Raw genomic sequence first — 12,221 nt, forward strand, 5'->3', positions numbered from 1 at the left:
CAGCGGGGAGGGCGGACTGGGTTTTTTTTTCCCGAAGGGTCCCGCGCGGTGGGCTCCCCCCCCCCCCCCCCCCCCCCCGGCGAACTTGTGACGGCTCCGACACCCTAGCCGTCACCTGTGACATGTGAAATATTACCTGCGCTTCGACCGAACTCCTCGAAAGGTCAGCCACGTTGCGCAGACTCCCCGCGGTGGTGGCGGCGATATCCCTCGCCCTCCTCGCCACCCCCGCTCTCGCCGCACCCGCCCCGCCGCCCTCCGCGGCGCGGCCGGCCCCCGAACTCTCCCCGGCACCACCACCCGCACCGCTGGAGCTCCAGCGCCAGAGCCTGCGCCGCCAGGCGCTCGAGGGCGTCGCCTCCGGCGCCACCGCGGCCGAGGCGGACGGCACGCTCCCCCGCCGGGCCGCGGTCGGCAAGCGGTACGTCGAACTCGCCCAGGAGCGCAAGGACAAGGTCTTCGTGATCCTCGCCGAGTTCGGCGACCAGGTGGACACGACCACCGAGTTCGAGGGCAAGCCGCGCTTCGGCGGCACACCCGGCCCCCGCCACAACACCATCGGCAAGCCGGCGAAGAGCGACAACCACACCCTGTGGCGCAAGGACTTCAGCCAGGCGTACTACCAGCAGCAGTTCTTCGGCACCGACCCCGGCGCGGTCACCCTCCGCAACTACTACCGGCTGCAGTCCTCCGGCCGCTACGACATGGACGGCCAGGTCAGCGACTGGGTACGGCTGCCGTGGAACGAGGCCCGGTACGGGACCGACAACTGCTCCGAGCCCGGCCAGTGCCGCACCAACTGGGACCTCGTACGCGACGCCACCAACGCCTGGTACCACACCGAGCGCGCCAAGGGCCGTACCCCGGAGCAGATCAAGGCCCAGCTGGCCGAGTACGACGTGTGGGACCGCTACGACGCCGACCACGACGGCAACTTCGACGAACCGGACGGCTATCTCGACCACCTCGTCATCGTCCACGGGGGCAAGGACCAGACCTGGGGCGGCGGTGACCAGGGCAAGGACGCCGTGTGGGCGCACCGCTGGTTCGCGTACTGGGACCAGGCCGGCAGCGCGGGACCCGCGGGCAACAAGGCGGGCGGCGCCCCCGTCGGCGACTCCGGCATCTGGGCCGGCGACTACCTGACCGGCGGCGAGAACAGCGGGGTCGGCCTGTTCGCCCACGAGTTCGGGCACGATCTCGGCCTGCCCGACCTGTACAGCTCCGACGGGGACAACAGCGTCAACTTCTGGTCGCTGATGTCGTCGGCCTCCTACCTCGGCAAGGGCCGGAACACCACCGGCGACTACCCCGGCGACCTCGACCCCTGGAGCAAGCTGCAGCTGGGCTGGCTGGAGTACACCGAGGCCGACGCGGGCCGCAAGACACGCGCCGTGCTCGGGGTCTCCGGTTACAACACCGAGGATCCACAGGCGTTGTTGGTACATCTGCCTCCGTCGGTGACCCGCACCGATCTGACCGACCCGTACGAGGGCGGCAGCCAGTGGTGGAGCGGCACCGGTGACTTCATGGACAACACCCTGACCCGGACGGTCGACCTCTCGGGCGGCACGGGGCAGCCGGCCCGGCTCGACGCCCGTGTCTGGTACGACGTCGAGCAGGACTTCGACTTCCTGACGGTGGAGGCCTCGACGGACGGCGGCACGACGTGGTCGCCCCTGCCGGGCACCGTCGGCGGCGCGGCGATCCCGGTGAAGGGGATCTCCGGCACCTCGGGCGGCTGGGCCGAACTCGCCGTACCGCTCGACGGGTTGGCCGGTCGCAACATCCAGCTGCGGCTGCGGGTGACCTCGGACGGCAACACGCACGGCAAGGGCGTCACGTTCGACGACATCCGCATCACGGCGGGTGAGCGGGAGCTGCTGCGCGACGGCGCCGAGCAGGGCGCGAACGGCTGGAACGCGCTGAAGTGGTCGCGCACGCAGGGCCGTACGGGCACCGCGGAGCACCCGCGCGCGTACCTGGTCGAGAACCGGCGCTACACCGGCTACGGGGCCTACCTCAAGAGCGGCCCGTACAACTTCGGCGCCGGGAACGACACGGTGGAGTTCTACCCGTACCAGCAGGGCGTGCTCATCTGGCTCTGGGACACGGCGTACAGCGACAACACCACGAAGGCGCACCCCGGCGCAGGGATGCTGCTCCCCGTCGACGCGCGACCGGAACCGCTGCGCAACGCCGACGGGACGCTGCTCAACGCACGGGCGCAGACCTTCGACGCGACGTTCTCGACGCGCCCGAGCGACGAGATCGTGCTGCACAAGGCGGGCGTACCGGTACTGATCCCGGCGCGGCCGGGCGTCCCGGTCTTCGACGACCACCGGGGCGGCTACTGGAACGCCGACCTGCCGCAGGTGGGCGTGAAGGTACCGGACACCGGGACCCGGATCGCCGTGGTGAAGGAGGCCTCCGGGGGCGCCCTGACCACGGTCCAGGTCACCCCGTCCCCCTGACGCACGGCCCGGAGCTGCCGGCCGCGGCCGCCTGAGAGGGGTGGCCGCGGCTGATGCCCGCTCCTGCTCCCGGGTGGCCGCTCAGTCGCTGCGGGCGGTGAAGGGGCCGCCGGTCCCGAAGGCCAGTTCGGCGAAGCGGTCGCCCATCCGGCGGTGGGTGGCCGCGTCCGGGTGGAGTTGGTCGGGGAGCGGGAGGTCGGCGAAGTCCGCCTCGCCGTAGAGCTCGCGGCCGTCGGCGTAGTACAGATGGGGGTCGTCGGCCGCCCGCTGTTCCACGATGCGGGCCAGCTCCTCACGGATGACGTTGAGCGTCAGCTTCCCGCCGGCGCGCTCCGCGGGGTCGCCCGCGGCCCGGAACTGCAGCCTCCCTGCGCTCAGGGTGCTGAAGTCCGGGACGGTGGGGCCGGGCGCGTCCTCGTGGATGGGGCACAGGATGGGCGAGACGACCAGCAGGGGCGTGGTGGGATGCCCCTCGCGGACGGTGTCGAGGAAGCCGTGCACCGCCGGGGTGAAGGCGCGCAGACGCATCAGGTCCATGTTGACCAGGTTGAGGCCGATCTTGACGCTGATGAGGTCCGCGGGGGTGTCCCGCATGGCCCGGGCGGTGAAGGGATCCAGCAGGGCGCTGCCTCCCAGACCCAGGTTGACCAGGTCCACGTCGCCGAGCGAGGCGGCCAGTGCCGGCCAGGTCGTGGAGGGGCTCGCGGCGTCCGAGCCGTGGCTGATCGAACTGCCGTGGTGCAGCCACACCCTGCGGATCCCCTGCGGTACCGGCTCGACGGGGGCGTCGGTGCGCAGGGCGACGAGCTCGGTGATCTCGTTGTACGGCAGCCAGATCTCGACGTCCTTCGGCCGGTCGGGCAGACCGGTGAACCGGACGGTGCCGACGGGCCCGGGGCGGGTCTCCGCGGACCCGGTGGTCATGTCGACCATGAGGACGTTGCCGCCGGTCACACCGGACTGCCCGGCCAAGCGGCCGTCGACGAGGAGGTCGTACATGCCGTCGGGGCGGGGCGGTGCGCCCACGTAGGCCGTCTTCGTGCGGAGCGCGTCCAGCTCGACGACGGTGGCCCGGGTGCGGAACACCAGCCGAACGCCGGAGGGCTGGGCCTCCGCCATGGCCAGCTGCCCGTCGGCGCACTGCGCGCGGGCCCGGGCGGGCAGCCGGTGCGGGAGCACACCGTGCTCGGTGCGCTCCAGGTCGAGGGCCCCGCGCAGGAGTTCGGCCCTGATGGGTGTGACGGATCCCGTGGATCCATGCGGGTGGTTCATGATCTCAGCCTGTCAACCGGACGCCGGATCCGCACATCAGTTTGTGCCGGTTCAGCCGGCCGTGGTGGAACGGGCCGGGCTGTCGCCCGGGGTGGTACGGCGCCGGGGTGCCAGGAAGAGGACCATCGTCGGGACGAGGTAGAGGCCCCAGACGACCCCCTGGAGGACGGTCGGGTCGGGCTGGAAGTTGAACACGCCCTTGAGCAGGGTCCCGTACCAGCTGTCGGCCGGGACGGTCGCGCTGATGTCGAAGGCGAGGGTGTGCAGGCCGGGGAGGAAGCCGGCCTCCTGGAGGTCGTGGAACCCGTACGCGAGGACGCCCGCCGCGACGACGATCAGCATGGCCCCGGTCCAGGCGAAGAACGTGGACAGGTTGATCTTCAGCGCACCGCGGTAGAACAGCCAGCCCAGCACCACGGAGGTCAGGAGTCCGAGCAGGACGCCGCGCTTGAGGCCCAGGGCCTCGCCCGTGTCGTCCGGCGGGGCCTCGGGCATGCCGCCGACGGCGCCCTCGCCGACGGGGAGTCCGGCGGTCATCCGCTCGGCGGCCCGCGTCCAGTCCTTGAGGAGCTGGACGAGCTCCGCGCGGTCCTTCGTCTCCACGTCGAACGCGGCGAAGTGCAGCCGGTCCTGGACGGCGGAGGCGATACCGGCCTGGTGCCTGCCGTGGAAGGGCACGGCGGAGGCGCCCGTGCCGGGGTCGGGGGCGGACTTGCCGTGGAAGACCGCAACGGCACCGCCGGCCACGGCGGCGCCGAGCGCCAGACCGGCGCCGCCCCAGCCGAGCAACGCCCGCCGCGAGGTCCCGCCCTCGGACGCGTCCGTACTCGCGCCGTTCCCGCTCTGGCCGGGCTCCGGGTCCGCTTCGGACATCACTGCTCACCTGCCGGCCGCTGGTCCGCTGCCCGAACCCTGGGGAGCCTGCCCTCGTGCGGGTCGTTCCGTGTGGCGAACGGGGTGACGGGCGTCCTGGCGAGCGCCGGGCGGGAAGGTGGGGACACAGGTGCTCCCGGGGGTGGCACGGCGGCGAGGCGGCAAGGCCGCTGCAGACCGCGGTAAGGCAAGGCTGCCCTTCTGTCTACGGAACTGCAGGCGATGGCGGACGGTACGTCCGTTTACCGCGGCGCCCGCGGCGGCGACAACGACAGCCTGACGTCACACGCGGTGCGCGGCGGCCACGGCCCTTGCGGCGGTCAGCCAGGTCAGGGCGTAGAGCCAGCCGCCGAGCACGTCCGTGGGCCAGTGCACGCCGAGGTAGACCCGGGTCAGACCGACGGCGATCGCCCAGCAGGCCGCCAGAGCCCAGCAGAACCGGGCGGTGGCCGGAGTCGCCGTACGCCATGCGGCCCAGGCCAGCAGCCCGGCCACGATCACCGAGGTGGTGGCGTGCCCCGAGGGAAAGGAAGACCAGGCGGCGAACGCGGCCCAGTCGGCCATGGGCGGACGCGGCCGCTCCACGCCGTACAGGACGGCGTGGCGCACGGCCTGGACCAGCACCAGGAAGCCGAGTGCGCCTGCGGCGGTCATCACCCGGCCGCGGGAACCCCGGCCCGCGATGAGCCCGGCGGCGACGGCGCACGCGTACGGGACGGGGCCGCTGCCGGTGGCCGTGATGCCGCGCGCAAGGGCCACCAGGACGGCGGGTCGGTGCTGCACCGACCACCGGTGCCAGCTCTCGTCGAGGGCGTACGGGGTGCCGTGTCGGGCCACGACCAGGGCGGTCAGCAGTGCGAACAGCGCGGCGCACAGCACTGCGGCCAAGGCCCAGAGGGTGGGTGACGGTGTCCGGCCGGTCTTCATCAGGGGGCGATCCGCGGCGGCGTGGCGCCCGGAGGAGAGGCTGCCATGGGGGGAACAACTCCCGTGCGGTGAAGGGGTGAGAGCCCGTCTGCGGAACTGTAGACGATCAAAATGCGCAGCCCGTTCCCTCGGCCGACGGGAACCCGGACCGGCCCAGGGTGAGGCAGCCCCCGACCGTACGCGAGGTCAGGGCTCCAGCGCCGCAAGCGCAACGAGCCCCGTGTCGCGCATCTCGTTCTCCCGATCAGGACCGGGGGCCTATCCGATGGCGACCACGCGGGCCCACTCGGGCGGCGAGTCCGGCACGTAGTCCGGGTCGTCCTCGTCCCACGACTGCTGTCGGGGAAAGAGGCCCACCACCGTCCGGCACGGCGGTCGCGTGCTCGGCCAAGGGGTCTGCCCGTCGGTCAGGACCACGATGACGTCCGGCCGGGCCCCCGCTCGGAGCGCCTTCGCGAAGCCCGAACGCAGATCGGTACCCCCACCCCCCACCAGCGCAATTCCCTCGGCACGGCACAGGGGATGGGCGATCCGGGCCGCCGCGTCGCACGCCACCACGGTGACCAGGTCCCGACGGCCGCCCACGGCACGGGTGATCGCGGCGACCTCCAGGAGCGCACTGCCCAGCTCGGCGTCGCTGACGGAGGCAGAGGTGTCGATGACCACGGACACCCGGGGCGGCCGGCGCCGCAAGCTCGGCAGAACAGTGCCGGGCAGCCCGGCCGATCGCCGCGACGGGCGCCCGTACGAGTAGTCCTCGCCCGCGCCGGTACCGGAGGCTGCCGAACGGACCGCCGCTCCCAGCAAGTCCCGCCACGGCTGCGGCGCGTGGAAGGCCTCCTCCGCCCAACGCTTCCACCCCTTGGATGCGTTCCCCGGACGGCCCCTGATGCCCTGCGCCACCCGGAACCGCACCGCGTCGCGTTCCTGCTCGCTGAGTCCGTGCGCGCCGTCCTCCCCGAGGTCCCATTCCCGTTCCAGCCCGTCGACGCCGCTGCCGCAGTCCAGCCAGGCCATGTGCTGCGTACGGGGCCCGAGCGTGAACTGGCGCAGGTAGTCCTCCATGAGCTGCCCCTCGGACAGCCCCAAGGACTGCGGATCGACCACGTCTTCGGGCCGGACCAGCCCGTCACCGAAGACGTCGTCGTTGATCTCGCAGTCCGCTGCGATGTTCATCCGCAGCCGTTCCCCGGGGCCGTGCAGCCCGCGCTCCCGCGCGACCCGGTCGCCGCGCCCGTGGTGGTCGCGGAGCAGGTGCGACACCTCGTGCACCCACACCCCGGCCAGTTCCTCCACCGGCATGCGGTCCACGAACGCCGGCGAGACGTAGCACCGCCAGTGCCGGTCGACGGCCATCGTCGGTACCCGCCGCGACTCCACGGTGTGCAGGGCGAACAGCGCGGTCGCCAAGTAGGGCCGGACCCGCGCGGCGTGCAGCCGGGCGGCGAAGAGCTTGTCGAGGTCCAGCGCCCCCGCTGCCTCCCCGGTCATCGTCGGCCCCTCGTGGCGGCGGCCCGGGCCGCCGCCTGATCCGCTCGCCGGGAGAGGGACACCGCTCCGGCCAGCCGCTCGATCGCGGCCGGCACGTCCCACTCCTCGCGGCGCAGCGAGGCGAGCGTGGACGCGGGGACGACCACCAGGTCTGGGGCTCCCGTCTCCAGCGCCCGGACCAGGACCGCCCATGCCGCGTCCCAGCGGGTCTTCTCCGGGCGCTTGCGGACCGCTTCCACCACGCCGTCGAGGACGGCTTGGCGCAGATCGCCCCGTTCGGGCAGGACCGCGCCCGCCGGATCGGCGAGCACCGCCTCGGGGTCCGGGAGGTCCATCCGGTCCAGGCTCGCCAGCAGCTCCAGTCCGGGACCGTCCCCCACGGTGCCCCTGACCAGCAGGGAGAGCACGTCGCGGGAAGAGCCGGCGGCGGTTGCGAAGGCGATCAGGCTCAGGGGCATGTCCCAGCTGCGAGGTGACGGCCAGGGGCCGCCCCGACGGGTTTCACCGCTGGGCAGCTGGTGTACGAGCCGGGGGCGGGCGGCGAGGAGCCCGCACACGGCTCGGCGGGCGAAGTCCACGGCCTGCGGCAGCATCGAAGGGTCGAGCCGCGGCAGTGCGGCCCGGGGCCACGTCCCGCCGAGGCCGCGTACGACGACGTCGTGGTCGTGGGTCCACTGGAGGTGGACGAAACGGTTGGCCAGCGGCGGGCTCAGCTCCCAGCCGTCGGCCGCCGAGGACCGCGGATTGGCCGCGGCCACGATCCGGACCCCGGGCGGCAGTTGGAGGGCCCCGATCCGCCGCTCGAGTACGAGGCGGAGCAGGGCGGCTTGTACGGCCGGCGGCGCGGTGGACAGCTCGTCCAGGAACAGCAGTCCCCGGCCGGCCCGCACGAGGCGTACGGCCCAGTCCGGCGGGGCCATGGGAACGCCTTGCTCGGCGGGGTCGTCCCCGATGACGGGCAGGCCCGAGAAGTCGGACGGCTCGTGGACGCTGGCGATGACGGTGGTCAGGGGAAGGTCCAGCGACGCGGCGAGCTGGGTGAGGGCCGCGGTCTTGCCGATCCCCGGCTCGCCCCACAGCAGTACGGGCAGGTCGGCGGCCACGGCGAGGGTCAGGGCCTCGAGTTGTGTGTCGGGGCGCGGTTCGGTGGTGGTGTCGCGGAGCAGGGCCAGCAACTTGCCGGCGACGTCGAGCTGGGAGGCGTCGGCGGCGGCGTCGGAGGGGTGGGAGGGGTGGGAGGGGTGGGAGGCGGTGCTGCGTACGGTGACTGGGGCGTATGCGGGCATGTCTGATCACCTTTCGTGGGTTCGTGGTGCGCTGGGGGAACGGCGGTGAGGGGGTACCGAGTGCGGTCCCCGCTTCCTGGCCGGGTCAGCGACCTGCCGTGTGGCGTGGATGCGAGCGGTGCCCGCGGGGGCGTCTTGGGCCCGGGCGGATGCGGCCGGGTCCGGGGCCGATCAGGCCGGCTCTGAACAGCCCGTACGTGATCCGCTGCCGCGCGGCCGCCTCCAGTTCGTCCCGGAGGGCGCCGTCGCGCAGCAGTGCGTCGGGGCCCAGCAGGTTCTCGACGACGGCCAGGGCACCGGCGGTGTCGCCGTGGTCCAGGCGTTCGCGTACCCCGGTGAGGCAGTCCGGACGACGGTGCGCCTCGTCGATCGCCTGCAGGCAGGGCAGCGGGGTTCCGGTCAGGGCGACCAGCAGTTCCTCCCGGCGGATCTCGCCCGGGTCGTGGTCGAGCGGGGCCAGTACGCCGTCGACCAGGCCGATCCGGTGCCGAGCTCCCCGGCACTCGACGAGGTGCGGTCGGCCGGCCCGGTCCGGGATCCGGGGCGGGCCGGTCGGCGCGTGATCCGGTACGAGTGCCGACGCGACCAGCGGGTGCAGCCGATCGGCGTCGATGGAACCGGTGCGGAGCAGTTCCAGGTCGGGCAGCAGCCAGGTCGCCGCGTCGGGCAGGACCGGGGGCGGACAGGCGCCGGGGGGCGTGGACGCCGCCGAGATCCGTAGTACGGGCGGCCCGTCGGCGTCGCTGTCGTACCGGTCGCCGCTACCGCCTCTGTTCGCGACGAGGTCCAGGTCCATCCTCTGCCGGGACCCGAGCCGTACGGTGACGGTAGGGGTGGAACGCCCGTCGGCCCGGAGCAGGATCGCCGCCTCGGCCGCCCACCGGTCCACGGCACAGCGCCGCCCCTGGGGCAGGAGCCCGAGCACGTCCGGGTCCGTTGCGGGGGTGACGTGGGCGGGCAGCGGCTCGGCCCCGGACCGGGTCCGGAGCTCATCGGTCCTGCGCGCGTCCCACAGGTGGCGGTGGAGGTCGAGGCGGAAACGGGGGTGGGGATGGGGGTGGGGATGGGGGTGGGGATGCCGACGCGCGCCGGCATCGTCGGGGGATCCGTCCCAGAGCGCGAGGCTGATCCGCTGACCGGCATCCGCCCACGCCGGCATCGTCCGTGCGACGAGGTGAACCGGTCGTGCGCCTACGTTCCCAGGGGTGTCGTACCGGGCCAGGGAGAGGGTCAGGCCCGGGCGGAGCAGTCCGTCGGGAGCGATCCTGGGCATGTGCCAGCGCAGCAGGTCGGGAACCAGGTGGCGGAGATCGGCCCGGATCCGGGCCGCGAGTTCACGGCCGTGGGTACGCGCCGCGGAACGCAGGTTGAGATCGACGTCGATGCCTGCGGCGGCGCACGCCCCGGCCCAGTCCCCGGCGAGGCGGCGGGCGGTCGCGGTTTCGATCATGGACGGCGGCACGGCGAACTCGCGCACGCGCAGCCAGAGGGAAAGGTGCCAGAGGGAAAGAGGGGATTCCTCGTTCGCGGTGTGAGTGGCCATCAGCACTCACCTTGCGCGGACGGGACCCCCATTCTGTGAGCGGTGTGAGTCATCATCGCGTTGACCATACGGGCCCACCAGCTGGTCTGCCAGGTGTTTTTGTACGTGCCGTAGCCATCGGCGAACAGCAGGAGCGCACCCGCGTAGCTCTGGAGAGCTACGCGCCGATGCGGCTCCGTGGCGGGACGCCGGCAGGGGCCGGGCTCCGTAACCTCGGGTGCGGATGAACAGCTGGAAGGAACTCCTGTGAACTGCGCACACCTCGAGGAACCACTGCGGCACGGCGAAGGAAGCACACCGTGACCAGGCGTGATCTGGTGTCCGAGCCCGATGTCGGGGCGGCGGCAGGACGGTTCACGCTGCGTGGCCTGCGGGCGGACCTGTGGACCGCCCGTGCCCAGCCCATGCCGCCCTTGACCTGGCCGCAGTGGCTGCGGTGGCTGCCGCAGGTCCTGGTCGTCCTCGGGGCCGGGGCCCTTTCGGCCACCGGAGCGGACCTCACCGCCAGGGTCCTGGCCTGCGCGCATGCGGCGATGCTGGTGGTGGGGCTGCGCCGCCCGGTGCCGGCGTGGTGGTTGTCGCTGGCGTTCACCGCGGGCATAGCCATCGGCCATCCCCCCACCCACGACAATCAGTTTTGGACGTGGACCGTGCACGCCGGGGCGCTCTTCCTGCTCTCCCTGCGCATACCGGTGTCCTCGGCGGTCGTGGCCGCTCTGCTGAGTGCCGTGCCGGCGGTGTGCCTGAAGGCAGCCGGCTACGCCGTCGGTTCCCGGGCGTTCCTCACCGGTGTCTGTGCGCTGTTCGCGTGGGCCGTAATCGTCGGCTCGTTCGCGCGTGGCCGCCGCGAGGACCGGGCGCGGCTGGTGGAGCAGATCGCCGTCACGGCGCACGAACGGGCGCTGCGTACCGTGCTGGAGGAGCGTGCCCGCATCGCACGGGAGCTACACGACGTGGTCGCCCACCACATGTCGGTCATCTCGATCCAGGCGGACGCGGCCCCCTATCGGGTTCAGGATCCTCCGCAGGAACTGGTCAAGGAGCTGGCGTCGATACGTGCCAACGCGCAAGAGGGTCTGGCCGAATTGCGCCACATGCTCGGTCTGTTGCGGTCCGACGCCACCGGCGAGAGTCCGGAGGGGACCACCCCACAGCCCTCGCTGGCGCAGTTGGACGCGCTGCTGGCCAATGTGCGCAGCGCCGGAGTTCCGGTGACCGCACGGATTCAAGGCGCCCGTCGGCCGCTGCCGCCGGGCGTGGAGCTGTCGGCGTACCGCATCGTGCAGGAGGCGCTGAGCAACACGCTGCGCCATGCGCCCGGCGCCGAGGCCACGGTCGGGCTGTCTTTCACGCGCGCCGGGCTGAGCGTGCGGGTGGTCAACTCGCCTGCGACACACACGGCTGCGCCGTCCGGCGGCGCCGGACACGGGCTGACCGGCATGCGGGAGCGCACTGCGATACTCGGCGGGGCCTTCTCCGCCGGCCCCACCCCCGACGGCGGTTACGCCGTGGTGGCGAGCCTGCCCGCCCCTTCCCGTACTCGCGACAAGGAAGCCTCTCTGTGACGATCCGCGTGATGATCGCCGACGACCAGGCCATGGTCCGCGAAGCGTTCTCCATCCTGCTCGGGGCCCAGAGCGACATCGAGGTCGTTGCGACGGCCCAGGACGGCTCGGACGCCGTGGCCAAGGCCGACGCCCTGCTGCCCGACGTCATCGTGATGGACATCCGCATGCCCGGCCTCGACGGCATCGAGGCGACCCGCCGGATCACCTCCCGCCCGGGATCGGACACGAAGGTCCTGGTCCTGACCACGTTCAACCTCGACGAGTACGTGTACGCGGCGTTGCGCGCCGGTGCCGGCGGCTTCCTCCTCAAGGACGCCTCCGGGCTGGAACTCGCCGAGGCCGTCAGGGTGGTGGCCCGAGGCGAGGCGTTGTTGTCTCCCGACCTCACTAAGCGGCTCATCGCGGAGTTCGCCCGCACGAGCGGGACACCGAAGGCTCCGACCGGGGTACGGATCGGCATGCTGACGGACCGCGAGAACGAGGTGCTCACGCAGATCGCCCAGGGTCTGTCCAACGGGGAGATCGCCGGCAGACTCGGCGTCGCCGAGGAGACCGTCAAGACCCACGTGGGCCGCATCCTGCACAAGCTGCAGCTGCGCGACCGCACTCAGGCCGCCGTCCTCGCCTGGGAGAACGGTCTGGTCACTCCCGGCACCAGCAGCCTGTGACGTACCCGTACTCGGCGGCATCCCCCTCAAGAGCTACACGGGACGTTGGCTCCGCCGGGGGACGCGCGGTACGGCCGCCGGAAGCGACATTGGTGAGGCAGCAGAAGGGGGCCGCCATC

The 12,221-nt window shown here is 72.6% G+C and carries 9 protein-coding genes; 3 read left to right on the top strand and 6 right to left on the bottom strand.

What is annotated here, in order from left to right; all coding sequences use genetic code 11:
• Positions 1-173 precede the first annotated feature (173 nt).
• A complete protein-coding gene (locus ACZ49B_RS09475; protein WP_468302495.1) occupies positions 174-2,474 on the top strand; it encodes an immune inhibitor A domain-containing protein in 2,301 nt (766 codons plus the stop codon).
• An 81-nt stretch (positions 2,475-2,555) separates the two neighbouring features.
• Here the strand turns inward: ACZ49B_RS09475 and ACZ49B_RS09480 are convergent, their stop codons facing one another.
• From ACZ49B_RS09480 to ACZ49B_RS09505, 6 genes are all read right to left on the bottom strand, one after another.
• Complete coding sequence (locus ACZ49B_RS09480; protein ID WP_468302498.1) at positions 2,556-3,746, bottom strand: GDSL-type esterase/lipase family protein; 1,191 nt, start codon at positions 3,744-3,746, stop codon at positions 2,556-2,558.
• Between the two features lie 51 nt (positions 3,747-3,797).
• Positions 3,798-4,619: an FTR1 family iron permease gene (locus tag ACZ49B_RS09485; protein ID WP_468302501.1), complete on the bottom strand. Its 822-nt coding sequence runs from the start codon at positions 4,617-4,619 to the stop codon at positions 3,798-3,800.
• Positions 4,620-4,901: 282 nt separating this feature from the next.
• Entirely contained in the window at positions 4,902-5,498 is a 597-nt protein-coding gene (locus tag ACZ49B_RS09490) for a phosphatase PAP2 family protein (RefSeq protein ID WP_468303359.1), read from the bottom strand.
• Positions 5,499-5,804: 306 nt separating this feature from the next.
• Positions 5,805-7,037: a vWA domain-containing protein gene (locus ACZ49B_RS09495; protein ID WP_468302504.1), complete on the bottom strand. Its 1,233-nt coding sequence runs from the start codon at positions 7,035-7,037 to the stop codon at positions 5,805-5,807.
• Complete coding sequence (locus ACZ49B_RS09500; RefSeq protein WP_468302507.1) at positions 7,034-8,323, bottom strand: AAA family ATPase; 1,290 nt, start codon at positions 8,321-8,323, stop codon at positions 7,034-7,036. Before ACZ49B_RS09500 ends, ACZ49B_RS09495 begins: the two co-directional genes overlap by 4 nt.
• 85 nt (positions 8,324-8,408) lie before the next feature.
• A complete protein-coding gene (locus ACZ49B_RS09505; RefSeq protein WP_468302510.1) occupies positions 8,409-9,866 on the bottom strand; it encodes a hypothetical protein in 1,458 nt (485 codons plus the stop codon).
• Between the two features lie 299 nt (positions 9,867-10,165).
• Here ACZ49B_RS09505 and ACZ49B_RS09510 point away from each other — a divergent pair, with 299 nt between their 5' ends.
• Both ACZ49B_RS09510 and ACZ49B_RS09515 read left to right on the top strand, forming a co-directional pair.
• Entirely contained in the window at positions 10,166-11,431 is a 1,266-nt protein-coding gene (locus ACZ49B_RS09510) for a sensor histidine kinase (RefSeq protein ID WP_468302513.1), read from the top strand.
• Between the two features lie 11 nt (positions 11,432-11,442).
• Positions 11,443-12,102: a response regulator gene (locus ACZ49B_RS09515; RefSeq protein ID WP_468303362.1), complete on the top strand. Its 660-nt coding sequence runs from the start codon at positions 11,443-11,445 to the stop codon at positions 12,100-12,102.
• Positions 12,103-12,221 lie beyond the last annotated feature (119 nt).

The sequence above is a fragment of the Streptomyces sp. NPDC031132 genome (assembly GCF_055570595.1).